This is a genomic window from Corynebacterium sp. HMSC071B10 (assembly GCF_001814825.1).
Classification (GTDB): domain Bacteria; phylum Actinomycetota; class Actinomycetes; order Mycobacteriales; family Mycobacteriaceae; genus Corynebacterium.
This window is the reverse complement of the sequence record NZ_KV818004.1, coordinates 115,903-139,886: the sequence shown is the minus strand read 5'-3', so window position 1 is coordinate 139,886 and position 23,984 is coordinate 115,903. Positions and strand designations below refer to the sequence as shown.

20 protein-coding genes are annotated in these 23,984 nt (G+C 66.9%); 13 read left to right on the top strand and 7 right to left on the bottom strand.

Going from position 1 to position 23,984, the window contains the following annotated elements:
• Positions 1-34: 34 nt before the first annotated feature.
• Positions 35-1,189 carry a glycogen synthase gene (gene glgA / locus HMPREF2990_RS05415; RefSeq protein WP_070763031.1) on the bottom strand — a complete coding sequence of 385 codons (1,155 nt, stop codon included), beginning with the start codon at positions 1,187-1,189 and terminating at the stop codon, positions 35-37.
• 143 nt (positions 1,190-1,332) lie between these two features.
• On the opposite strand from glgA, the gene glgC reads away from it, so the two are divergent.
• Positions 1,333-2,550, top strand: a complete 1,218-nt coding sequence (glgC, locus tag HMPREF2990_RS05410) for a glucose-1-phosphate adenylyltransferase (RefSeq protein ID WP_070763030.1) — start codon at positions 1,333-1,335, stop codon at positions 2,548-2,550.
• Here the strand turns inward: glgC and HMPREF2990_RS05405 are convergent.
• Positions 2,547-3,236, bottom strand: a complete 690-nt coding sequence (locus HMPREF2990_RS05405) for an O-methyltransferase (RefSeq protein ID WP_349018739.1) — start codon at positions 3,234-3,236, stop codon at positions 2,547-2,549. The two genes, glgC and HMPREF2990_RS05405, sit on opposite strands and share 4 nt — an antisense overlap.
• Before the next feature lie 96 nt (positions 3,237-3,332).
• Here HMPREF2990_RS05405 and sigE point away from each other — a divergent pair, with 96 nt between their 5' ends.
• The 3 genes from sigE (at position 3,333) to HMPREF2990_RS05390 (ending at position 4,808) form a co-directional block, all read left to right on the top strand.
• Positions 3,333-3,968 carry an RNA polymerase sigma factor SigE gene (gene sigE, locus HMPREF2990_RS05400; protein WP_083317023.1) on the top strand — a complete coding sequence of 212 codons (636 nt, stop codon included), beginning with the start codon at positions 3,333-3,335 and terminating at the stop codon, positions 3,966-3,968.
• Between the two features lie 77 nt (positions 3,969-4,045).
• Positions 4,046-4,384: an anti-sigma factor family protein gene (locus tag HMPREF2990_RS13295; RefSeq protein ID WP_070763157.1), complete on the top strand. Its 339-nt coding sequence runs from the start codon at positions 4,046-4,048 to the stop codon at positions 4,382-4,384.
• 4 nt (positions 4,385-4,388) lie between these two features.
• The gene (locus HMPREF2990_RS05390) at positions 4,389-4,808 is read left to right on the top strand and encodes a twin-arginine translocase TatA/TatE family subunit (protein WP_038589771.1); all 420 of its coding nucleotides are present in this window, start codon (positions 4,389-4,391) and stop codon (positions 4,806-4,808) included.
• Between the two features lie 5 nt (positions 4,809-4,813).
• On the opposite strand, the gene HMPREF2990_RS05385 is transcribed toward HMPREF2990_RS05390, so the two are convergent.
• A complete protein-coding gene (locus HMPREF2990_RS05385; protein WP_070763028.1) occupies positions 4,814-5,950 on the bottom strand; it encodes an Mrp/NBP35 family ATP-binding protein in 1,137 nt (378 codons plus the stop codon).
• A gap of 112 nt (positions 5,951-6,062) precedes the next feature.
• On the opposite strand from HMPREF2990_RS05385, the gene HMPREF2990_RS05380 reads away from it, so the two are divergent.
• Positions 6,063-6,587: a YflT domain-containing protein gene (locus HMPREF2990_RS05380; protein ID WP_038589778.1), complete on the top strand. Its 525-nt coding sequence runs from the start codon at positions 6,063-6,065 to the stop codon at positions 6,585-6,587.
• Positions 6,588-6,624: 37 nt separating this feature from the next.
• The gene (locus tag HMPREF2990_RS05375) at positions 6,625-7,371 is read left to right on the top strand and encodes a hypothetical protein (RefSeq protein WP_070763027.1); all 747 of its coding nucleotides are present in this window, start codon (positions 6,625-6,627) and stop codon (positions 7,369-7,371) included.
• 76 nt (positions 7,372-7,447) lie between these two features.
• Here HMPREF2990_RS05375 and HMPREF2990_RS05370 read toward each other — a convergent pair whose 3' ends face one another.
• From HMPREF2990_RS05370 to HMPREF2990_RS05360, 3 genes are all read right to left on the bottom strand, one after another.
• Complete coding sequence (locus HMPREF2990_RS05370; RefSeq protein ID WP_038589784.1) at positions 7,448-11,191, bottom strand: multifunctional oxoglutarate decarboxylase/oxoglutarate dehydrogenase thiamine pyrophosphate-binding subunit/dihydrolipoyllysine-residue succinyltransferase subunit; 3,744 nt, start codon at positions 11,189-11,191, stop codon at positions 7,448-7,450.
• A gap of 116 nt (positions 11,192-11,307) precedes the next feature.
• Entirely contained in the window at positions 11,308-15,036 is a 3,729-nt protein-coding gene (locus HMPREF2990_RS05365; RefSeq protein WP_070763026.1) for an ABC transporter ATP-binding protein, read from the bottom strand.
• A gap of 5 nt (positions 15,037-15,041) precedes the next feature.
• On the bottom strand, positions 15,042-15,929 hold the full coding sequence (locus tag HMPREF2990_RS05360) for a hypothetical protein (protein WP_051904798.1): 888 nt from the start codon (positions 15,927-15,929) through the stop codon (positions 15,042-15,044).
• Positions 15,930-16,022: 93 nt separating this feature from the next.
• Here HMPREF2990_RS05360 and HMPREF2990_RS05355 point away from each other — a divergent pair, with 93 nt between their 5' ends.
• Together HMPREF2990_RS05355 and HMPREF2990_RS05350 are read left to right on the top strand one after the other, a co-directional pair.
• Entirely contained in the window at positions 16,023-17,594 is a 1,572-nt protein-coding gene (locus HMPREF2990_RS05355) for a carboxylesterase/lipase family protein (protein WP_038589789.1), read from the top strand.
• Between the two features lie 79 nt (positions 17,595-17,673).
• Positions 17,674-18,504: a hypothetical protein gene (locus tag HMPREF2990_RS05350; protein WP_070763025.1), complete on the top strand. Its 831-nt coding sequence runs from the start codon at positions 17,674-17,676 to the stop codon at positions 18,502-18,504.
• On the opposite strand, the gene HMPREF2990_RS05345 is transcribed toward HMPREF2990_RS05350, so the two are convergent.
• Positions 18,505-19,011: a hypothetical protein gene (locus tag HMPREF2990_RS05345; RefSeq protein ID WP_246817451.1), complete on the bottom strand. Its 507-nt coding sequence runs from the start codon at positions 19,009-19,011 to the stop codon at positions 18,505-18,507. It lies immediately after the preceding gene.
• Between the two features lie 121 nt (positions 19,012-19,132).
• On the opposite strand from HMPREF2990_RS05345, the gene HMPREF2990_RS05340 reads away from it, so the two are divergent.
• The 5 genes from HMPREF2990_RS05340 (at position 19,133) to HMPREF2990_RS05320 (ending at position 23,947) form a co-directional block, all read left to right on the top strand.
• Positions 19,133-20,338: an MFS transporter gene (locus tag HMPREF2990_RS05340; RefSeq protein WP_038589794.1), complete on the top strand. Its 1,206-nt coding sequence runs from the start codon at positions 19,133-19,135 to the stop codon at positions 20,336-20,338.
• A gap of 3 nt (positions 20,339-20,341) precedes the next feature.
• Positions 20,342-21,337 (top strand): nucleoside hydrolase, encoded by a 996-nt coding sequence (locus tag HMPREF2990_RS05335; RefSeq protein ID WP_070763024.1) that lies wholly within the window; start codon positions 20,342-20,344, stop codon positions 21,335-21,337.
• Between the two features lie 81 nt (positions 21,338-21,418).
• A complete protein-coding gene (locus HMPREF2990_RS05330) occupies positions 21,419-22,195 on the top strand; it encodes a glycosyl transferase family 9 (protein WP_070763023.1) in 777 nt (258 codons plus the stop codon).
• Entirely contained in the window at positions 22,185-22,868 is a 684-nt protein-coding gene (locus HMPREF2990_RS05325; RefSeq protein WP_070763022.1) for an energy-coupling factor transporter transmembrane component T family protein, read from the top strand. Before HMPREF2990_RS05330 ends, HMPREF2990_RS05325 begins: the two co-directional genes overlap by 11 nt.
• On the top strand, positions 22,859-23,947 hold the full coding sequence (locus HMPREF2990_RS05320; protein WP_168167127.1) for an ATP-binding cassette domain-containing protein: 1,089 nt from the start codon (positions 22,859-22,861) through the stop codon (positions 23,945-23,947). Before HMPREF2990_RS05325 ends, HMPREF2990_RS05320 begins: the two co-directional genes overlap by 10 nt.
• Positions 23,948-23,984: the final 37 nt, after the last annotated feature.

The following is a 23,984-nucleotide window of genomic DNA, read 5'->3' as shown; positions in this document are numbered from 1 at the left end:
CCTCACGGATCTAATCGACGATTTACGTGCTTCGCTACAGCAGCGTTGTGTACACGTCTACGGTTTCCTGCGCGATGGTAGCCCAAGAGAACTTCTCGCGAGCACGCACAAGGCCGGCCGCGCCCATACGCTGGGACAGGGCGGTATCGCCCGCGACCTTGTTCACCGCCTCGGCGAGGTCGCGCTCGAAGGTTGCTGGGTCATCTTCGGCGTAGTCGACCAGCACACCGGTCTCGCCATCAACGACCACCTCCGGGATGCCGCCCACGCGGGAAGCCACCACGGCGGTCTCGCACGCCATCGCCTCCAGGTTCACGATGCCAAGCGGCTCATAGATGGAGGGGCACACAAAGACGTCGGCGGCGGCGTAGACCTCGCGGATCTTCTCCGGCGGCAGCATGTCCTTGACCCAGAACACGCCGTCGCGCTCGGTGCGCAGCTTCTCGACGAGCGCCTCGGTCTCCGCCGCGATCTCCGGGGTGTCCGGCGCACCAGCGCAGAGGATGAGCTGAATGTCCTCGTCGAAAAGCTGGGCGGCCTTGAGCAAGTGGGGCACGCCCTTCTGGCGAGTGATGCGGCCGACGAAGGCGGCGATCGGCTTGTTCGGATCCACCCTGAGCTCTTCTGTGATGGTGGTCTCGCCCGGGTACCAGTTGCCCGGGTCGATGCCGTTGAGCACGACGTGGACCTTCTCCGGCTCGATGCGCGGGTAGGCGCGCAGAATCGCGTCCTTCATGCCCGAAGACACGGCGATGACCGCATCCGCGTACTCCATGGCGTTCTTCTCGCTCCAGGAGGAGACGTTGTAGCCGCCGCCGAGCTGCTCGCGCTTCCACGGGCGGTCCGGCTCGAGCGAGTGCGCGGTGACCACGTGCGGGATCTCGTGCAGCTGGCCGGCGAGGTGACCGCCCAGGCCCGCGTACCAGGTGTGGGAGTGGACGACGTCCAGGCCAGCCGCGGCATTCGCCATGCGCAGACCCGTCGACAACGTCTTGATCGCGCCGTTGGCGTCTTCCAACTCCGGGTCCACCCCGTGGACGAAGACGCCTTCCATGTCGCGGGGCGCACCCATGCAGTGCACGTCAACGTCGACAAGCTTGCGCATAAAGCGCGTCAACTCCGTGACGTGGACGCCGGCACCACCGTAAACCTCCGGTGGATACTCTCTGGTCATCATTCCGACTCTCATAGGCCCCGAGGATAGTGACGAATTCGAATCGCTGCATTGACCGTGCGCCAAGTGCGGGACCACTAGCCCCGAAGTGGTGAAAAAGCCCACACGGCGCGGCGATCCACTGCACGGTTTGGGCATTTTCAATACGCTTAGGAAGTGTGAGAAGCCAGCCAAGAGTTCTAGCCATTGTCCTTGCGGGCGGCGAGGGGAAGCGACTGTTCCCGCTGACTGCCGACCGCGCGAAACCCGCCGTGCCTTTCGGCGGCAACTACCGCCTGATCGATTTTGTCCTGTCCAACCTGGTCAACGCCGGGTACATGCGTATCGCGGTGCTGACACAGTACAAGTCGCACTCGCTCGACCGCCACGTGGCCACCGCGTGGAACGTCTCGGGCCCGACCCCGCAGTACATCGCGTCTGTGCCCGCTCAGCAGCGGCGCGGCAAGCGCTGGTACAACGGTTCGGCGGACGCGATCGTGCAGTCGCTCAACCTGATCTACGACGATAAGCCGGACTACGTCCTCGTCTTCGGTGCGGACCACGTCTACCGCATGGACCCGTCGCAGATGGTGGAAAACCACATCGCCTCCGGCAAGGCCGCCACCGTCGCCGGCATTCGCGTGCCGCGCGCCGAAGCGACCGCGTTCGGCTGCATCCAGTCGGAGCCGGACGGCACGATTACCGAGTTTTTGGAAAAACCGGCAGACCCGCCGGGGACCCCGGATGACCCGGAGATGACGTTCGCCTCCATGGGCAACTACGTCTTTTCCACCGAGGCGCTCGTACAGGCCCTGCTGGAAGATGAACAGAACGAAGACTCCGCGCACGACATGGGCGGCGACATCATCCCGTACTTTGTCAACCAGGGCCAGGCGAACGTCTACGACTTCTCCGAGAACCACGTGCCCGGCGCCACGGAGCGCGACAAGGGCTACTGGCGTGACGTCGGTACCATCGACTCCTTCTACGAGGCGCACATGGACCTGATCTCCTCGCACCCGGTGTTCAACCTCTACAACAGCTCCTGGCCGATCCACTCCACCGAGGACGGCAACCTGCCGCCGGCCAAGTTCGTCATGGGCGGCATCGCGCAGGAATCCATCGTCGCCTCCGGCTCGATCGTCTCCGGCGCGACGGTGCGCAACTCCGTGCTGTCCACCGACGTGCGGATCGAAGAGGGCGCGACCGTGGAAGGCTCCGTCCTCCTGCCGGGCGTGCGCGTGGGCAAGGGTGCGGTCGTGCGCCACTGCATCCTGGACAAGAACGTCTACGTCTCCGACGGCGAGCTGATCGGAGTGGACATGCAGCGCGACCGCGAGCGCTACCGTGTCTCCGACAACGGCGTGGTTGTCGTGGGTAAGAACGAAGTGATCTAGCGCTTCGTCAACAGCGTCAGGCCCCCGTCGAGGGGCAGGCGCGTGACCACGCCGTCGTGCTCGGCGGCGAACTCGCCCACGTAGTCGTCCGCCTCGCGGGCGGCTGCGGTTTCGCGGTCGCGACGCGTGGCGTCGGCAAGCGTGCCGTCGAGCAGCGAGCCGGCCAGCACGAGGGTGCCGCCGGGGGCGAGCAGCGGCCACGCGGCGCGGATGATCGGCTCCAGCTCGACCGGCGAGACATCCGCGTAGATGAGCTGGTAGGCGCTCTTGGCAAGCCTGCCCATCACGTCGAGCGGGCGCGCGGTGAGGAAGCGCACGCGCGAGGCCGAGTACCCGCCCGCGCGGAGTGCCTGCTTCGTGCCGGACTGCAGCGTGGCCTCAGGCTCGATGCAGGTCAGCGTCGCCTTATCCGGCAGGCCGCGCAGCATGCTCAGCCCCACCACACCGGCCGCCGGGGTGACAGCGACCGCGCCGTGCGGGGCACCATCGCGCGAACCCGTCGCGGCAAAGCTGGTGAGCAGGGCGCACACGGTGGCGGAAGGCACCGCCACACCGTTTTCCTCCGCCTCGGTGCGCGCGAGGCGCATGCCTTCGGCGGCTTGCTCCGGGGCGAGCGCGTCCGCCGCGGCGCGCTTGTTTGCGTAGGCGATCATTTGGGAAAAAGCTGTCTCACTCACACCGCACATCATAGCCAGGCCGCCAAGCAAGCGGCAGCGGATACCCGTGAAAATGGTGGAGGTAACCGCTTGCCGGAGAACCGGCGAATCTGTCACAATGGTCGGGTGCCTCCTTCCGACTCCACACGCCAGCCCGAAACCGCCGACCAACAACCGGACGCAACACCGAAGTCCGGAACCGCGGCCTTTGATGCCGGGCAGGCAGGGATGCCGAGCTGGGCAGAACTCGTCGCGGAGCACGCCGACAGCGTCTACCGCCTGGCGTACCGCCTCTCAGGCAACCAGCATGACGCGGAAGACCTCACCCAAGAGACGTTCATGCGCGTCTTCCGCAGCCTGAAGAACTACAAGCCGGGCACCTTCGAAGGCTGGCTGCACCGCATCACCACCAACCTGTTTTTGGACATGGTGCGCCACCGCGCCACCATCCGGATGGAGGCGCTGCCCGAAGACTACGAGCGCGTCCCCGGCACCGACATGACGCCGGAGCAGGCCTACACCGTGTCCAACCTCGACCCGGCCCTGCAGCACGCGCTGGACGAGCTCAGCCCCGACTTCCGCGTCGCGGTGGTGCTCTGTGACGTTGTCGGCATGACCTACGAGGAGATCGCGGACACCCTGGGCGTGAAGATGGGCACGGTGCGCTCGCGCATCCACCGCGGCCGTATCCAGCTGCGGGAATCGCTGGAGCGGCAGGCTGAGCACGACGATTCTGCCCACGAGCTCATCCGGACACGCTAGTTGCCCCTGGCGGCGTGCGGGCGGGCCAGGGCGTAGGCTGGTGCCGTCGAGAAGTGCGAGAGGAGTGTGAGCAAGTGGTGCACAAGCACTTTTCTTCCACCGAGCACCTGAGCCCGGAGGCGATCGCCGCGTACACGGACGGCGAGCTGAGCGAGACCGCCATGCGCAGGGCGCGCCTGCACCTGCTCCAGTGCGCCGAGTGCTGGGCTGAGGTGCTCACGCAGCGTCGCACGGCGCAGCGCGTGCGCTGCTGCAACGACGAGGAGTTGCACGCCCCGCAGTCGCTGGTGGAGCGCCTGACCCAGTTGCGCCACGAGGATCTCGCAGCACACGATGCGCCCGCGGCACCCGGCGGGGTGTTGGATAAGATGGAAATGATGTTTCGCACGTTGCAGCGGCGCGGGGAGAAGGAGTAGGGCAGTGTTTTCCAGCATCGGTTGGGGCGAGATCTTCTTCATCATCCTGCTCGGCCTGATCATCATCGGGCCAGAGCGGCTGCCGGGCGTGCTCGAAGACGTCCGGGCAGCGATCTACGCGGCGCGCAAGGCCATCACCAACGCAAAGGCCGAGCTCAACGGCGAGCTCGGCGAGTTTGAAGAGTTCCGCCAGCCCATGGAGACGGTGTCCAAGTACGCGGCTATGGGCCCGAAGCGCGCGATTACGCAGATGCTTTTCGACGGCGACGAGCACGCCCTCGACGACATCGACCCCCGCACCGCACTCAACGATTCCCCCCAGGCGCGCACCCCGAAACCGCCGGTGAAGCGCAATGCCGACGGCTCACGCCGCCAGGATCCGCCCGCATCCGGCGGCGGGTTCTCCTGGGCGGATATCACCTAGCGGGCTTATTTTACCTGCGGGTTGAGGCTCTTGCCCGCGAGCGAGTCGCGGCGCACCTTGAGTTTTGCCGCCACATCGGCGATGGCGCGCGCGGCGGGGGAGTCCGGCTGGGAGAGGACGACGGGGGTGCCCTCGTCGCCGTTTTCTCGCAGCTTCGGGTCCAGGGGGATGGAGCCGAGCAGCGGCACCTCGTCATCGGTGAGCGCGGTGAGGCGCTCGGCGACGTGTGCACCGCCGCCCTCGCCGAAGATGTGCATGGTAGAGCCGTCCGGCATGACCATGCCCGACATGTTCTCAATCACGCCCGCGATCGGCTGGTTGGTTTGCTGCGAGATGGTGCCAGCGCGCTCGGCGACCTCCGCGGCAGCGGCCTGCGGGGTGGTCACGATGAGCAGCTCCGCGTTGGGCACCAGCTGCGCTACGGTGATCGCCACGTCGCCGGTGCCCGGCGGCAGGTCCATGAACAGTACGTCCAGGTCGCCCCAGTAGACGTCGGCGAGGAATTGCTGGATGGCGCGGGTGAGCATCGGGCCGCGCCACACGATCGGCGCGTTGCCCTCGACGAACTGGCCGACGGAGATGTGGCGCACGTTGTGCGCAATCGGCGGCATGATCATCTCATCCACCACGGTCGGTCCTTGGTCCTGCGAGCCCATGAGTCCGGGGACGGAGTGGCCGTAAATGTCGGCGTCGACAATGCCGACGGACAGCCCCTGCGCGGCGAGCGCGGTGGCGAGGTTGACCGTCATCGAGCTCTTACCGACGCCACCCTTGCCCGAGGCGACCGCGAAGACGCGGGTGCGCGAGTTGGGGTCCGCGAACGGGATCTCCGGGCCGGTTTGCTGGCCGCGCAGCTTCTGGGCGAGCTCGCGGCGCTGCTCATCGCTCATAGTGTGCAGCGTGACGTCGACCTTGCCCACGCCGTCGAGTTTCTCGAGCACGGCGCGCGTGTTGGACTCGATGGTGTCGCGCATGGGGCAGCCGGCGATGGTGAGGTAGACGCCGACGGCGACATCGGCACCGTCGATAGCCACGGACTCGACCATGCCGAGCTCGGTGATCGGTTTGCCAATTTCCGGGTCCTCGACGCGAGCGAGCGCCTCGTACACCGCGGATTCTGTAATGGGAGAAGAAGCAGTCATAACAGCCCCAGTATAGGGTGGTGCGTCGGCCTCAGCCCACCGCGCCCCGCTGTCGGGGCGCGCGAAGTACAATGGTGGTTTTGCAGAGACCCGTAGAAAGTGAGCACCACGCATGGCTACCCCGAACCCCCGCCAGCTGCAGTCCCGCGAGATCCCGACCGGCTGGCCGGTCGGCAGCTTCCGCACCTACGCCGAGGCCCAAGGCGCAGTCGACGCGCTCTCGGACGCGGAATTCCCCGTGGAAAAGCTCACCATCGTCGGCGTCGACCTGATGCAGGTGGAAAAGATCACCGGCAGGCTCACCTGGCCGCGGGTGTTGGGTGGCGGTGCGCTGTCCGGGATGTGGTTCGGCCTGTTTATTGGCTTGCTGGTTGGCGTGTTTTCTCCCGGGGACGCGCTCTGGTCGATCCTGATGATGTCGCTGTTCATCGGTGCGGTCTTCGGCGTGATCTCCGCTGCGGTGGCCTATGGGTTCACCGGCGGCAAGCGCGACTTCTCCTCGGCCACCAACATCGTGGCGGGCCACTACGACGTGCTCGCCGAGCAGGACGTGGCGATGCGGGCGCGTGACATGATCGCGTCGATGAGCCGGCAGAGTGGGCAGCCGCAGGCCCAGCCGGAGCAGGGCGAGCACTAAGCTAGGTACATACACGTGGAAAGGAAGGTGCGCTGCGATGCGTGATGCGCTGCGCCGAACGACGGCGATACTGGTGGCGGCATCGGGCGCGCTGAGCCTGACAGGCTGCACGGGCAGCGAGGCCTTTGCCAACTTCGGCGTGCTCCAAAACGACGGGCAGCAGACCCTGTCGATCGGTGTGAACCCCGAGGACTCGGAGCAACTAGTCGTGGGCGAGATCTACAACCAGGTGCTTGCAGCATACGGGCGCCCGGTCGGGATTGCGGCGAACACCAATTTTGCGCAGCGCAGCGCCATGGACACGCTGCGAGAGGACGACATTGACCTCGTGGTCAGCTGCACCGGTACGCTCCTCTACGACTTCGACCGCGCTACCGCCGAGACCTACATCACGGACGACCAAGAGGCACCGCAGACCCCGAACGCCGAGCGGGCGGACGAGGTCTACGCATCACTGGTGGCCACCTTCCCGCACGACATCCGCACGGTCGACCCTTCACCGGCCCAGGGGTGCGCCGATAGTGAGGCCGCGGCCGCCGGCCTGCCGCAGAACTTCGTCCCGCTGTTCAAAGAAGGCAAGCTGAGCCGGCGGGAGATCAAGCGCTTGAACTTTATTACGCGCGTGATGGCCACCAAGGACATCGAGGAGATGGCCGAGCGCGTCGATAATGGCGAGCTTGTGCGCGACGTCACCAGGGAGTGGCTCATGGAGTACGCCAGCATCAACCCGGATAATCCGCAGACGCAAAGCACGGACGATGCGAAGGTGGAACCGCCCGTCTAAGCAACAGCGAAAAAGGGGACCGGCCCCGGGGAAGATCCCCGGGGCCGGTTGTTTGGCGTGTGCGCGAAGCGCGGGCCTACTTCTTGAAGGCCTCCTCGAGCAGTGCCTTCTCCTCCTGCTGGTGCACCTTCGCCACACCGGTTGCGGTGGTGGACTGGGAGCGGCGGGAGACGCGGACCATTTCCGGCATGTCCGGGATCAGGTTGCGCAGGTGCTCGTTGTAGAACGGCCATGCACCCTGGTTGGCCGGCTCGTCCTGCACCCAGCGGATCTCCTTCGCGTTCGGGTAGTTGGCAAACGCGTCGCGCAGGCGGTTGAACGGGATCGGGTGGAGCATCTCGATGCGGATGATCGCGACGTCGTCGCGGCCGTCCTTCTCGCGCTTCTTCTCCAACTCCCAGTAGATCTTGCCGGAGCAGAGCATGATCGTGGTGACCTTGTCCGTGTCCGCGATCTTCTTGTTGCCGCGCTCGACGAAGTTCGGGTCGTCGATGACGGACTGGAAGCGGTCCACCTCGATGAAGTCGGACGGCTGGGAGACTGCCGCCTTGTTACGCAGCATGGACTTCGGGCTGAAGACCACCAGCGGGCGCTTCATCTCACCGAGCGCCTGGCGGCGCAGGAGGTGGAAGTGGTTAGCCGGGGTCGACGGCTGGGCGATGGTCATGGAGCCCTCGGCGACAAGCTGCAGGTAACGCTCGATGCGTGCCGAGGAGTGGTCCGGGCCCTGGCCCTCGTAGCCGTGGGGGAGCAGCAGCGTCAGCGAGGACAGCTCGCCCCACTTGGTCTCGCCGGAGGAGACGTACTCGTCGATGATGGTCTGCGCACCGTTGGCAAAGTCGCCGAACTGCGCCTCCCAGGCCACCATGGCGTCCTTGTTGCCCAGTGTGTAGCCGTACTCGAAGCCCATGCCCGCGAACTCGGTGAGTGCGGAGTTGTAGACCTCGAAGCGGCCGCCGTTTCCGGCCTCGATCGCGTTGTGATCAAGCGGGTTGAAGGCTTCGCCGTTCTCCGGGTTGTACAGGACCGCGTGGCGCTGGGTGAAAGTACCGCGCTGGGAGTCCTCGCCGGCGAGGCGGACGAACTTGCCCTCCTCGGCTAGGGAACCGAAGGCGAGCAGCTCGCCCCAACCCCAGTCGATGTCGCCGTCGGCAAAGGAGCCGCCGCGCTTCTTCATCACAGACTTCAGACGCTTGTTCGCGGTGAAGTCCTCCGGCAGGTCCACGAAGGCCTCGGCGAGACGCTTGAAGGTGTCCTCACTGATCGAGGTGTCCAAGCCGCGGGTGAGCTCCTGCGAGTCGGTGATACCGGTCTGCTCGCTCGGCTGGCCCTTGTTCTCCTTCACGTCGGTGAACACGGAGTCCAGCTGGTCGTGGAAGTCCTGTGCGGCCTTCTCTGCGTCCTCAGCGGTGATGTCGCCACGGCCGATGAGGTCCTTGGTGTAGCGGGTACGCACCGAGTCGTGGTTGTGGATGCGGTCATACATCACTGGCTGGGTCACCGTCGGGTCGTCGGCCTCGTTGTGGCCGCGCAGGCGGTAGCAGATCAGGTCGATGAAGACGTCCTTGCCAAACTCGCGGCGGTACTCGGTGGCCAGCTGGGCCACCCATGCAGCTGCCTCCGGATCGTCGCCGTTGACGTGGAAGACCGGGCAGTCGAAGCCCTTAGCCAGGTCGGTGGCGTAGAAGGAGGAACGGCCGGAATCCGGGGTGGTGGTGAAGCCGATCTGGTTGTTTACCACGATGTGGACGGTGCCGCCGACGGAGTAGCCCGGCAGGCGAGACAGGTTCAGGGTCTCCTGGACCACGCCGAGGCCCGCAAAGGAGGCGTCGCCGTGCAGCATGATCGGGACAACCGGGTTGTCCTCGCGGATACCGGCTTCCTTGAGCAGGTCGGCCTTGGCGCGCGCCATGCCCACCAGGACCGGGTCGACGGCCTCGAGGTGGGACGGGTTGGCGGCCAGGGAGACCTTGATCTCGCCGTCGCCGAACATCTGAATGTGCTGGCCCTCGAAGCCGAGGTGGTACTTCACGTCGCCGGAGCCGCCCTGCTGGGCTGCACGCATGTTGCCCTCAAACTCGTTGAAGATGGTGGCAACCGGCTTGCCAACGATGTTGAACAGGACGTTCAGGCGGCCGCGGTGCGGCATGCCGATGACGACCTCGTCGAGGCCCTGGCCTGCGGCGGTGTCGATCACGGCGTCCATCAGCGGGATGAGGGTCTCTGCGCCCTCGAGCGAGAAGCGCTTCTGGCCCAGGTACTTGGTCTGCAGGAAGTTCTCGAAGGCCTCGGCGGCGTTGAGCTTCTGCAGGATGTACTTCTGCTCCGCGCTGGTCGGCTTCGGCATGCCGATCTCGAGGCGGTCGCGCAGCCACTCGCGCTCGTCGCGGTCCATCACGTGGGTGAACTCGGCACCGACGTGCAGGGTGTAGGCGGCGCGCAGGCGCGACATGACCTCACGCAGGGTCATGGTCTCCTTGCCGCCGAAGCCGCCGACGTGGAAGGTGCGGTCCAGGTCCCAGATGGTCAGGCCGTGGGACTCGAGCAGCAGGTCGCGCGAGTCCGGCACCGGCAGGCCTGGCTGGTGCCAGCGCAGTGGGTTGGTATCGGCGATGAGGTGGCCGCGGGAGCGGTAGGCCTGGATGAGCTGCATGACGCGGGTGTCCTTGTTGACACCAGAGTTCGGCAGATCCTGTGCCCAGCGCATCGGGGAGTAGGGGATGTTGAGGGCGGTGAAGATCTCGTCCCAGAACTTGTCGTCGATAAGCAGCTGGGAGATGTCGCGCAGGAACTCGCCGGACTCCGCGCCCTGGATGACGCGGTGGTCGTAGGTGGAGGTCAGGGTGACCAGCTTGCCCACGCCGAGCTCCGCGAGACGGTCCTCGGATGCGCCGGCGAACTCGGCCGGGTAGTCCATGGCGCCGACGCCGACGATGGTGCCCTGGCCCTTGGTCAGGCGCGGGATGGAGTGACGGGTACCGATGCCGCCCGGGTTGGTCAGCTGAATGGTCACGCCGGAGAAGTCGTCCATGGTCAGCTTGCCGTCGCGGGCGCGGCGAACAATGTCCTCGTAGGCGTCAATGAACTCGTCGAAGGCGAGCTTCTCGGTTTCCTTGATCGCGGCGACGACCAGCGAGCGGGAGCCGTCCTTGCTCGGCAGGTCGATGGCCAGGCCGAGGTTGATGTGCTCCGGCTGCACTGCGAAGGACTTCTTCTCGTCCTCCTTGTAGTTCTCGTTCATGGCCGGGTGCAGCTTGGTGGCCTGGACAATCGCGTAGCCGATGATGTGGGTAAAGGAGATCTTGCCGCCGCGGGTGCGCTTGAGGTGATCGTTGATCAGCGAGCGGTTCTCAAACATCAGTTTGACCGGCATATCGCGCACGGTCGTGGCGGTGGGAACCTCAAGGGACTCGTTCATGTTCTTGGCAATCGCCTTGAACGCGCCCTTGAGCAGGTGATAGCCCGGCTCCACCTTCACGTCGTTGATGCCATCAAGCGGCGACTTCTTCGGCTTGGGCAGCGCGGAAGTCTGCTTGTTGGAGGTGGCCTTCGCCTTCTTGGCGGCGCTGTCGACCTGGGTCTCGCGGCCATCCTGGCTTGGGGCGCCAGTGGTGGCAGCGACCTTCGCGTCGGTCTTCGGCGCGGAGGCCGTGTTGGCCTTGCCTGCGCCGCGCTTCGCGTTGTTTGCAGAACTGGGGCCGCCCTTGGCTTTAAAGAACTTGCGCCACTCCGCGTCTACGGAATTTGGGTCCTCCTGGTACTGCTGGAACATCTCGTCAACCAGCCAATCATTCTGGCCGAACGTGTTATCGCTGCTCACGGCAGGTCCTCGCCTCTTTCTGTCGGGTACGATCTCGAGTGTTTTCTAGACTGTAATTCTCTTGGTCAGTAGAGCGTTAAAATCTCTACTGCATTCTTCCACGACACCATTGTTGCCTACCCCCGATCTCGGTTAATTGCCCACATTTGGGCGTACTTTCCTGCCGAGTTCACGAGGGCTTCGTGTGTCCCGCTCTCTATGATACGTCCTCCATCAATCACGATGATTCGGTCGGCCCGTTTCGCGGTCAGCAGCCGGTGCGCCACGATAATTGAGGTGCGCCCGGCCGTCGCGCGGTCGGCGGCGTTGAGCACCGCGTGTTCGGTGGCGGGATCGAGGGTGGCGGTGGCTTCGTCGAGAAGCACGACGTCCGGTCGCAGCATTTCCGCGCGCGCGAGTGCGATGATTTGGCGCTGACCCGAGCTTAAGCCCCGGCCGCGCTCGCCTACGGGCGCGTTGAAGCCGCCGGGGATCGCCGCGATGACATCGAGCGCACCGAGCCTGCGCACCGCGTCCTCAATTTCGGCCTCGCGCCCGCGCACTGCGTCGCCGATGTCCCAGCCGTAGGCGATGTTATCGGCAACGGTGCCGGGGAAGAGGTAGGACTCCTGCGGCACCTGGGCGAGCGCCCGCCGCCACGCGGGCAGCGGGAAGTCGCTGATATCGGTGCCGCTTGCGGTGATGCGGCCGTGAGTCGGGTCGTAGAAGCGGGCCAAAAGCTTGACCACGGTGGATTTGCCCGCGCCCGTCGGGCCTACCAGGGCGATCGTCTCGCCGGGCTGGACGCGCAAGCCCATGTCCTCGATGACGAGGCGCGGAGCCCCATGCTTGTCGACGCCCCCGTATCCAAAGTCCACCCCATCCAGCGCCAGCACGCCGCGGGCGGCCTCGGCGGCGGTCGGGTTGGTGCCGTGGTCGGGGACGGTGGTGCGCTCGTCGAGAAGCTGCGTGATCCGCTCGAAGCTCACGGTAGCCTGCTGCCAGGAGTCGAAGATCTGGCCCAGCTGCTGAATCGGCCCGTAAAGCTGGCCGAGGTACATGGTGAAGGCGACGAGCACGCCGACGGAGAGCTCGCCTTCGGCCACGCGCTGCGCGCCGACGCCGACGACGGCGGCCGTCATGATCTGCGAAATCGCCTGCATGCCGGGGAAGTAGGCGGCGAGCAGCGCGACCGAGCGCATGCGCAGCCGCCGGTAGTGCAGAGAGGCGCGGGCAAAGGCGTCCTCCGCGCGGGGCTCGGCGTTGTACATTTGGGTGACGCGGATGCCGCCGATGAGCTCGGCGAACTCGCCGTTGACTGCGGAGATCTGCGTGCGCGCGGCGCGGAAGAAGCGGCGCGAATAGTGGCGGAAGACAAGTGTGGCCGCAACAATCACCGGCACGGCGCTTAGCGCGACGAGTGTGAGCTGTCCGTCGGTGGCCAGAAGCATCGCGGAGACACCCACCAGGCTGCCGACTGCCACGATCGCCTGGGCCAGGCCCGTTTGCAGGAAGCTGGAGAGGGTATCGATGTCGGTAGTCAGGCGTGTGATGATGCGCCCCGACAGGTGCCGCTCGAAGTAGCTTAAGCCCAGCTGCTGCAGGTGCGCGTACGAGCGCAGCCGCAGCCCGTAGAGCAGGCGCTCGCCGCTGCGCGCCGACAGCACCGTCAGCCACACGTTCGCGCCCCACGCCACCAAGACCACGCCGAAAGCGGCCGCGGCGATGGTGAAGAGCGCCTGCGTATTCGCTGGGGCGATGCCTCGATCGATCGCCGCGCGGATCAGCGTCGGGAAGGCCAGGTCCGCCAGCACCCCGATGACCAGCAGTACGACCGTCGCCGCGATCAGCCCGCGCACCGCGCGGAACAGCTGCGAGACCTTGAACTCGTTGCCCGCACCCGTCGGTGTGCGCAGGCGCGCAAGCGTGGCCTCGTCCAGCCCTGGTGTCTCGTTTGCCGGGGGCAGCTTCTCGACGTTCGCGAGCACCTCCCGGTTCGCCACCACCGCATGCGGGCCGGCGTTTGCTGCGACGCGCCTCTCAGGTGCGTCCACGGCCGGCCACAGCTGGGAGTGTGTCGGTTTCGAGGAGGCGCCCGCGTCAGCGCCCGGGGCCATGAAGCGCCGGTAGGACTCGGTGGCGACCACCTCGTAGCGCGGCCCCTCGGCGATCACGGTGCCAGCCTCGAGGACGAGCACCCGGTCGGCGTGGTCGACCGTGGACTGGCGGTGCGCGACGGTCAGCACTGCGACATCGCCGAGTTCCGTGCGGAGGTTGTGCAGGATTTCGGCTTCGGTGGCGGCGTCGATGGCGCTGGTGGCGTCGTCAAGCACGAGCACCTCCGGCCGCGAGATCAGTGCCCGGGCGAGCGCGATGCGCTGGCGCTGCCCGCCGGATAAGGTCAGGCCCCGTTCGCCGACGGTGGTGTCGTAGCCATCTTCAAGCTGCTCGATGAACTCGGTGGCGCAGGCGAGCCGGGCGGCCTCGTGTACCGCGCGAGTGAGCGCGTCGCCGCGAAGGCTGGGCGGCGCGCCGAGCGCGATGTTGTCGAAGACGGAGCTGGAGAACAAAAATGCGTCGTCGAAGACGCAGGTGACTCGCGCGCGGAGTTCGGCGGGGGAGAGGTCGGCGTAGTCGGTGGGGGTGCTGTGGGCCTCGATAAGCAGGCAGCGCCCGGCGTCAGGGTGATAGAAGCCGCCGGCGAGCTGCACGGCCATGGTTTTGCCCGCGCCGGGCGGGCCGACCATCGCGAGCGTTTCGCCGGGGGCGACGCGGAAGCTGACCTCGCGGAGCACGGTGGTGCCGCCGGTTGCGAAGGTGACGCGTTCGAAGGCGAGCCCGACGGGGCCGGCCGGTGCCTGGCCCTGCGCCAGGGTGGTGTGCGGGGCGAGCGCGAGGACCTGGTCGAGGCGGCCGAAGCTGCTCATCCCCATTTGCAGGCGCACGTACTGGTTGGTCAGCATGGACATCGACGAGGTCAGCGACGTCAGATACGCGGTAAACGCGACGAACGTGCCGATGGTGATCCCGCCGCTGATGACGATGAGGCCGGCCGCGATGATCGTGATCACCAGCGCCACATTCGGCAGCTGGGTCAGCAGCGGCTGGAAGCGCGCCGTGAGCTTGGCCGCCCGCATCTTCACTGCGTACAGGTGCCGGCCCAGGGCATCAAGCTTGTCGACGCCCCGTTGCTCCCCACCAAACGCCTTGACCACCCGCACCCCGGAAATGGTCTCTTCGACGTGCTCGGCCAGATCCGCGGTGGCCTGCTGGTTGACCCAGGTCGCCGCGTAGAGCGCTTTGCGGGAGCGGTTCGCCTCCCACAGAATCACAGGCAGCAGGCACAGTGCCATCGCGGTGAGCGAGAGGTTCATGGTGCACATCACCACGAGCGTGCCGGCAAGCTGCATCGCGCGGGTGAAAAACATCGGCGTTTGCCCCAGCACCATCGCGTACTGGTTCAGATCCGAAATCGAGCGGGAGACGATCTGGCCGGTGACAATATCGTCCTGGCCTTCGCCGTCGAGCCGGTGCAGGGTGCGCAGAAGCTCCAGGCGCAGCCAGTGTTGTGAGGTCGCGGCGAGGTGGCCGGAGGCGTAGCGTCGCAAAGCGCCGAGCGCGTAGGTGACAAGCGCGATGCCCACCATCGCCCAGGCCGTGGCGGTGGTCGAGCCCGAAGCATTGCCAGTGGCGATATCCACCGCGCGGCCCGTGAGCGCTGGCAGGAATACCTGCAGTATCGCGGCGAGGGTGGCGGTGGCGAAGGCGAGCGCCGTGGAGGTGCGGTTGGCCGCAAAGGAACGGCGCAGCAGCGCGCCCCCGCGGTGTGCGGCGGGGGCGTCGTGAAGCGAACTCTGCTGCGGCATAGGCGCTAGTTTTTGGTGGCCTCGACCGCGGCGTCGACGTTGGCGCGCTCCTTCTCGTCAGCGTCCTTGCGGTCGAAGAGGTTGCGGATCCAGGCTGCGTAGGACTTCGGGTCGAGGCTCAAACCCGCAGTCTCCTTCTCATCCTTCTCGCGCGGCGGCAGTGGGGTGGCAAAGGTTGCCGGGACCGGGGCGAGCGAGGCCGAGACACGGGAGATGATCGCGTCGGCGAGCTTGCGGTTCGCCGTCGTGCCCGCGATCGCGCCGAGGCCCAGCGGCAGCATCTTGCCGATCCACGCGCGGCGCATCCGCTTGCGCAACGTTTTCATCGCGCTGCGCGCCAGCATGCCGTTCGCCTCGGCCATACCTGGTCCGGCGAAACGGTTGAGCGTGGAGCGCGACGGCAGGCGCGTCGCGTTTTCCCCGACGAAGGTGTCGACGACGGCGAGGCCCTCGGCGTCGGCAAGCACGGTGAGCACCATCGAGCGGCGCTGCTCCGGGTCCTCCGGGTCGTCGCCGCGCAGGTACGCCGAGGCCACCGTGTAGAAAGCGGCCAGGTCCAAGAAGAGGACCGACTCGCCGGCCACCGCGGCCGAACCGGTGATCAGGCCCACCCCGGGCACGGCGGCCGCAGCACCCACGCCGGCACCGTTGGCGGAGACGGTGTTGCGGAAGTGCGCATCCATCCGCTCCTGCACCTGGGCCGGGGTGGCGTCCTCGTCCTGGCGGCGCAGCCAGTCGACGTAGGCGCGGATCGTGCTGGTCTGCAGCTGGACTGCCTTTTCCACCGCGTTGATAAACGCGCGGCCAATCGGGCCGGAAACCTCCTTGAGCTCCGCCAGATTTTCCGGCTTGGCCTGCTCGACGGCCTTCTTGCGGCGCGAGAAGACTCCCATATACCTCTCCTTTACCGTCCTTTAGTGCAGTATGTCTGCTCCATTCTGCTACATCGGGCGGCCGCGGGGCGAAAGCTCGCTAGTCTGGGGGCTATGACAAACGCCGAGGAGCCAATCGCCGTTACCACGGCCGGCCGCGTGCGCGGCGAGGTGGATCCGCGCACCGGCGTGCGCACCTTCCGTGGCGTGCCGTACGGTGCCACCACTGGCGGAAACGGCCGCTTCCGCGCCCCGAAACCCGTCGCGCCATGGTCCGGAATCCGGAATGCCACCGCGTACTCCGCGCCCGCCATGCAGGGCTTCTTCGGCTGGACCGACAACGTGATTGGCACCGAGGACTGCCTCACCCTCGACATTGTGCGCCCCAACAACGACGAGGAACTGCCCGTGGTGGTCTACTTCCACGGCGGCACCTTCGTTACCGGTTCCAGCCACGAAAAGGTGCTCCAAGGCCACTACCTGGCCGACACCACCGACATCGTCTACATTTCCGTCAACTTCCGGCTCGGCGTGTTCGGCTACCTCGACTTTCGCAGCATTGGCGGCGACTGCGTGGCCAACCCCGCCATCTTGGACCAGATCCTTGCGCTGCGGTGGGTCCACGACAACGCCGCCAACTTCGGCGGCGACCCCGGGCGCGTCACGATTATGGGCGAATCCGCAGGCGGCGCCGGGGTCATCCACCTCATGTGCGCGCCCGCCGCCCGCGGCCTGTTCCACCGGGCGATCGCGCAGTCGCCGCCCGTGGCCAGCGTGCACTCGCGTGTCCAGGCGGCCATGTGGGTGCGCAAGCTTCTCGACGGCATGGGGCTGCCACCCACCTCCACTCTCGAAGACCTGCGCGCCGCCGACGCCGAAGCACTCGTGCGCGTCGGTCAGTCCATGCTGCTCAACCGCAAAGAGCTCGTCCTGTTTAATACCAGCTTCATGCCGACTGTCGACGGCCACACGCTGCCTGCGCACCCCATCGACGTGTTCCAACGCGGCGACCAAGCCGCCGTGCCCCTGATCATCGGCACCAACTCGGACGAGGCCAGCTTTGCCAAAGCGCTTTACCAAACCAACAAGTCGCGCCTGAAAGCCGCACGCCGGGCGCTCGGCGTCTACGACCCGGCCAACTCGGACGCGGTGCTGGCCGCCTACGACCACGTGGACGCGCGTCGCAAGTTCGCGGCGCTGATTGCCGACGCCGTGTTCTGGGCACCGTCCGTCATGCTCGCCACCGAACACCGCCGCAAGGCCCCGACGTGGATGTACCGCTTCGACTACGCCTCGACCACGATGCGCCGCCTGGGACTGGGCGCGATGCACACCTCCGAGCTCACCGCCGTCTTCGGAGATGCGAAGGCGACCCGCGCCGCCAAACTCGACCCCTTCCCGAAGCAGGCCGACTTTGACGAGGTCAGCGCCGCCATGCAGTACCACTGGGGCTCCTTCTTTCACAACGCGCACCCGGGGGAGAAGTGGCCGATCTACGGCTTCCGCAGCGACACCGAGCCCGGACGCGCCACCGCGGTCTTTTCGGCCTCCTCCTACGTGGAGTATGACCCGAAGGCGGCGCAGCGGCGCGCCTGGGAGAGCTTTGACATGCGCGAATGGGGGATGCACCGCCAAGATCTCATCGATTCCCTCGCGAAAGAAGCCGACACGGCCGGGCCGGTGTGAGCGGAAGTGCTGACGTGGCGCGGTGTTCCTCGCTAGGCTAGGACGGGCTTGGACTGGAGAGTGGAAGGAAACCGCCGCCATGAGCTTTTTCGAGGACATTGCAACCAGCCTTGACCGTGAGGGAATCGAGTCCCGCGTCCACGACGAGACGATGTTCGTGCCGATCACGTCCGAGGTGGAAATCCAGTTTGTGGAGATCGACCCGCTGCTGCCCGCCGCCAACGTCTACATCGCCGCCGCGGACGTGGACGAGGACGACGAAGAGTTCGAGGCAGCGCTGGTTTCCGTGGTGTTCTCGGTGGAAAGCGCGGTGGCAACCGTCGCCGAGCACATGGCGACCGACCAGGTCATCACCATCCTGCGCGACCTGCTCGAAGGCACCGACGAGCGCATCGAGGACCTCGAGTTCTACCCGGACCGTCTGAACAACCAGCTGGTGCGCGCCGAGGTCGGCGAGAGCGCCGAGCTGCAAGTCCACGTCGAGGTCGTCGACGCGACGGCGACGGCCACCGTGACGTTTATCGCTCTGTCCGACAACTACGACGACCTCATGGACGACGCGATCGGCGAGCTGTGGGAGTCCGACGGTGACGCCGAGCTGACCGAGGAAGACCGCCTGCGCCTGTTCGAGACCATCCACAGTGAGGCCGTCTCCGAGGCGGAGGTGCTCGATCTGGGCACGTTCACCGACGTCGACCGGCTCTTCGACGTCCTCTCGCTCGCCGCAGACCAGGCCGAGGAGTGGGAGGGCCAGCTGTTGCCGCTCGAGGATGAGGACGACGAGCTGGACATCTACGACATCTTCGGCCAGGACGACGAGGAAGTCGACGAAGAAGACGAGGATGACGCCGACGACGCTGACGACGCCGAAGACACCGCCGACGACGAGGACGCTGATTCCGAGGACTAGCTACGCGGCGGTCAGCCCCTCAAACATTGAGGGTGGTGAGGCGACCGGGGCGAAGTCGCCGTCGGTAAGCCACACGTAGTTGGCGGTGCGCGGCGAGGGCAGCTCGTGGATCGCGTCCACCGCGTCGCGGGGGACGAGCGCGCGGACCCAGGCCTCGGCGCGCCGGCGGTCGGTGGGCAGTCCGGACGGGTCCGAGATGCGGACCTCGATGAGGAAGGCGGGCACCCGCGTTTCGCCGAAGCCGCGGATGCGGGCCTGCGCGCGCGGGCCGACCCTGCGGCGGGTGATTGCGATGGTCAGCTCCGTGCCGTGACTGAGCTGTGGGAGCCAGGGGAGCCGCTTTGTCGGCGGACGCCAGCTCGCGCTCTCGCGGGCAAGCGAGCGCGGGTGGTGGATGATCGCGCGCAGCCGGTCGACCACTTCGGGCTCGGTGGCGTGGATGTGCTCGGCAAGTGCTGCGGGTGTGTGGCTGACAGGGGCGGGTGTACTGTGCTTGAAATTCATCATGGTTGGCACTCTAAAAGGCGACCCGAACATAGCCACGGGAAACTCGAACGTCTGTTTTAATCCCCGGTGCAATACCTACGGCAACTGCCCTTTTGCTTGGCGACGGGCTACGCTACTCGCAATGACTACGCCTGCCCCTCGCCTTCAGCCAACCCCCGCGCCGAAGATCCCCCGCACGATCTGGGTGCTGGTGGGTGCTGCGTTCATGATCGCGCTGGGCTACGGCTTCATCGCGCCGATCCTGCCGCAGTTCACGGCGAGTTTTGGCGTGTCCATGGCGGCCGCGGGCGCGGTGGTCTCCGTCTTCGCCGCGGCCCGGCTTCTTGGTGCGCCGGGGGCGGGGTGGCTCGTCGATAAGCTGGGCTCGCGCCCGATCTACATCACGGGCCTGTGCGTGGTGGCGGTTGCGACCTTCTTCGTCGCCTTTGCCACTGCGTACTGGCAGATTTTCGCGCTGCGCTTTATCGCCGGTTTTGGGTCGACGATGTTTACGCTCTCGGCGCAGGCGCTGATTGTGCGGGTGACGCACCCGTCGATACGCGGGCGCGCGAACGCGGTCTACGCTTCGGCGTTTCTGCTCGGCAACATCATCGGGCCCGTCGTCGGTGCGGCGCTGTCCTTCCTCGGCTTCCGCATCCCGTTTGCGGTCTACGGGCTGATGGTGGGGGCGGCCGCGCTGTTTGTGTGGGCGGCGACCCGCGACCCGCAGGGCAAGGCGCAGCTGCCGCCGCCGCTGCCGCCGATGCAGCTCACCAGCGCGTGGCGCATGCCCACCTACCGCGCGCTGCTGTCGTCGGCGTTTACGCACGGGTGGGTCAACTTCGGCACGCGCGTGTCGGTCCTGCCACTGTTCGCCGCCGCCTTCTTTACCAACGGCGGCGCGGCGGCCGGGTTCGCGCTCACCGCCTTCGCGCTGGGCACTGCGGTGACGCTGCAGTTTTCCGGCAGGCTCGCGGACAATCTCGGTCGCAAGCCGCTGATCGTCGCGGGTTTGGCCGCAACGGCGCTGTTTACCGGATCGATGGGACTGGCCACCTCGGTGGTGCCGCTGCTGGTGCTTTCGGTGCTCGCGGGTGTGGGCAGTGGGCTGATCGGCCCGGCGCAGCAGGCGTCGTTGGCGGATATCATCGGCAACGACCGCTCGGGCGGCAAGGTGCTTTCCACATTCCAGATGGCGCAGGACGCGGGCCAGATCTTCGCGCCGATCGTGGTGGGGCTGCTCGCGGAGGCCTTCGGGTTCGGGGTGGCGTTTGTGGCGTGCGCGGGGATTGCGGTGGCGTCGATAGGCATCTGGCTTGCGTTTGGTAAGGAAACGAAAAGGAGCTAACCCATGAGAGTCCTGCTTGATTGCGATCCCGGCATCGACGACACCTTTGCACTGATCTACCTTGCGGCGGCGCACCACGCGGGCGAGCTTGAGCTCGATTGCGTGACCACGACCGCGGGCAACGTGGAGGCGGTGCAGTGTGCGCAGAACGCCGCGTGGATCCTTGCGCAGTGCAACCTGCCCGCCATTCCGCTGGCCGCAGGGGAGGCACAGCCGCTTGAGCTCGCGCTGACCACCACCCCTGAGACTCACGGCGAGGACGGCCTCGGCTACGCACACGCCCCGGAGCGGCACGTCGCGAGCGACTGGGATCTGCTGTGGTGTGACGCGATCGAGCGCGGCACCGACGACCTCCACCTCATCGTCACGGGCCCGCTGACTAATCTCGCCGCTTTCGCGCGCCGTCACCCGCGCCACTTCGCGCGCCTGCGCCACATCACCGTGATGGGCGGGGCCGTCAACTACCCGGGCAACACCACGCCGACCGCCGAATGGAACTTCTGGGTCGACCCGCACGCTGCCGCCGAGGTTTTCGCGCGCACGCCCGTGCCGATCACCCTGTGCTCGCTGGGCGTGACCGAGCAGTTCGTGCTCGACCCGCCGCGGCTCGACGCGCTGGTCAGCGCGCTGGGGGACACGCCCGTCGCCGCCGCGTTGCCTGAGATCACGCGCTTCTACTTCGAGTTCCACGAAGACGTCGGCGAGGGCTACTGCGCGCAACTGCACGACTTGCTCACCGTGCTCATCGCGCTCGGCCGCATCGAGTTTTCCGCCCTTGATGTCACCATCGACGTCGAAGCCACCAGCGAACTCATGCGCGGCACCGTCGCCGCCGACCTGCGCGGCATGTGGGAGCGCGAGCCCAATGCGCGAGTGGTCACCGCCGTTGACATCGACCGCGCCTGGCCGCTTATCGACGCCGCGTGCACCCTCCACGCCCGCTTCACCGCCGGCGACGCAGACCTCAAAGCCGCCTACCACTTAAAGGCCGAGGAGTAGCTGCTACACTTACCGCGCTACAGCTTCGCCGAGGTGACATAGGCAGAAGCGCTCTTGGACCGATTCTTGGGAGCTTTTACCATGTCACAACCGTTTTCCACTTCCGAATGGACACCAGCGCGCCGCATCCTCGTCGCCGCCGGTGCCCTCATCATCGCCGCGACCTGGGTCTACCTCGTACTGGTGCGCCCGACTGACTGGGAGAGCGTCGGCGGCGCGACCGAGGCCACGCTCACCCTCGCCGGCTACGGCATCGGCACGGCCCTGCTGCTGATCGCCACCGTGCCGATGTTGCCGGCGCGCACGCTCGGGCTGATCCCGCTGGCGATCATCATCAACTCCGTCGTCGGCGAGATCGTCGGCTCGATCGGCCTGCCGCTGTACCTGGACTCCATCGGCACTGTGCTGGTCGCGGCCCTCGCCGGGCCGGTGGCGGGCCTGACCACCGGCGCATTGAACAACGTCGTGTGGGGCCTGCTCAACCCGGCCGCACTGCCCTTTGCCGCGGGCGCGGCGCTGATCGGCTACCTCGCCGGCGTGTTCATCCACCGCTTCAACGCGCTGTCGTCCATTATCCGCGTCGTCGGCTTCGGCATTGTCTTGGGCCTCATCGGCGGCATGGTCGCCGCCCCCGTCGCCGCGTTCGTCTACGGCGGCACTGCGGGCGTGGGCACCGGCGCGCTCGTCTCGCTCTTCCGTGAGATGGGCGGCTCACTCATCGCCTCGGTGACCACGCAGGCGTTTATTTCCGACCCGGTAGACAAGGTCATCGTGATGGTCGTGGCCTACCTGACTGTCAAGGCGCTGCCGCAGCGCACCGTGCGCGCCTTCGCCCCGCGGACCGCGGATGCCGCTTAACCCGCTCACCGCGCTCGTGGTCGGCGGGTGCGGGTGGATCCTCGTCTTCGGGCTCAACAGCCCGCTCGCTAGCACCGCGATTGTTCTTGTCGCGTGCACACTCGGCGTGTGGCGCACGCGCAACGCGTCGGTGCCCGCGGCGGTACTCGCGCTCGCCGTGCCGGTGGGACTCTCGATGCTGCTCATCCACGCCCCCTACGGCACGCATCGCATCGCGCCGCTGTTGACCGCCGACGGTCTCGCCGTCGGGGGAGCGCTTGCCCTGCGCTTTTGCGCGTTGATGTCGTGCATGATCGCCGCCGTGGCGTGGGTGCGCATCCCGGACCTGGTCAAGGCGGTGCAGGTGCTGCCCGGCGGCAACAAACTTGCCTACCTGGCGGGTGCGACCTTGCAGCTCGTGCCGCAGGGCCACGCCCAGGTGAAGACGGTCCGCGACGCCCAAGCGCTCAAGCGCACCCCCATCACCGCCCGCAACGCGATCACACACCTTGTCCTGCCGGTGCTCACGGCGCTGCTCACACACGGCTCCGCCCGCGGCACGGCACTCGAAACGGCCGGCTACGACCTACCCGGCGCCCGCACCGTGCTGCGGCCAGTGCCGGATTCAACCCTGCAGCGCGCTGTGCGCTGGACGCTGCCGGTGGTCTGCGTGGGGGTGGCGCTGTGGATCTAACACAGCTCGCCCGCGCGCTGGAAACCCATGACCGCGTCCAGGTCATCGGCCCATCCGGATCCGGCCTGACCCGACTCACCGAACAGATTCACGAGCACTGGCCGCACGCCGGCGTCGTCGGCCAGGATGTGAGCGCGCACGTGACCTATCTGCGCGACACCGTCATCGAGGAGGTCGCGATCGGGCTCGAGCAGCGCGGCATCGCACGCGCCGAGATGCAGGCCCGCTGCGAGCGGATGCTTGACCGCGTCGGCCTGTCGCATCTTGCCGAGCGCAACCCCGCCACGCTCTCCGGCGGGGAGACTCGCCGCCTTGCCATCGCCACGGTCGCCGTCCTCGAGCCCGAACTGTTGGTGCTGGATTTGCCGTTCGCGGGGTTGGATGTGGCGTCGGCAAGCATGCTTGAGGAGCTTTTGACCAGCACGCGCGCGGTGATCACCGGCTATCAGCCGCGCGACATCGACGCCATGCACATCTCGCTTGCCGACGCCCCACCCACCACACTGCCCGCGCCCATCACAGCCGGCGAGCGCATCGAGCTCGGCGACGTCACCGCCGCCCGCCTCGCGCCGCAGCGCAAGTGGTGGCACTTCCGCGAACGGACCGGCGAGGCCTTCCGCGTCGGCCCGGTGCCGCTCGCCCCGCACAGAGGCGGGGTGGTGTGGCTGCGCGGCGCGAACGGGTCGGGCAAGACGACACTGCTGCGCGCGCTCGCGGGCCTCGACGGGCACTCGCCGCGCATTGACGCCTCGCTCGCGCTGCAGCGCGCCGCCGACCAGGTCGTCGAGACCACGGTCGCCGAGTTTGCCGGCGGCGACTCCCAGACCCACCCACTCGACCTGCCGCAGGCCGAACTGCGCCTAGCCCAACTGCGGCAAGTCTTCGGCCAAGGCCGCGAGCTCGTGCTTCTCGACGAGCCCGACACCTCCCTCGATCCCCGCGGCCGCACTCTCGCACACGCGGAGATTGCGGCGGGCCTGCGCGCCGGGCAGGCGGTGATCCTGACCTGCCACGACGAGAGCTTCGTCGACGAGGTGTCGGCGTACGCGGTGGTGGAATCGGTCGTGCTCGACGGGTAGTGCCTAACCCTTATTAGACGCGGGTCAGGTCCGTGAA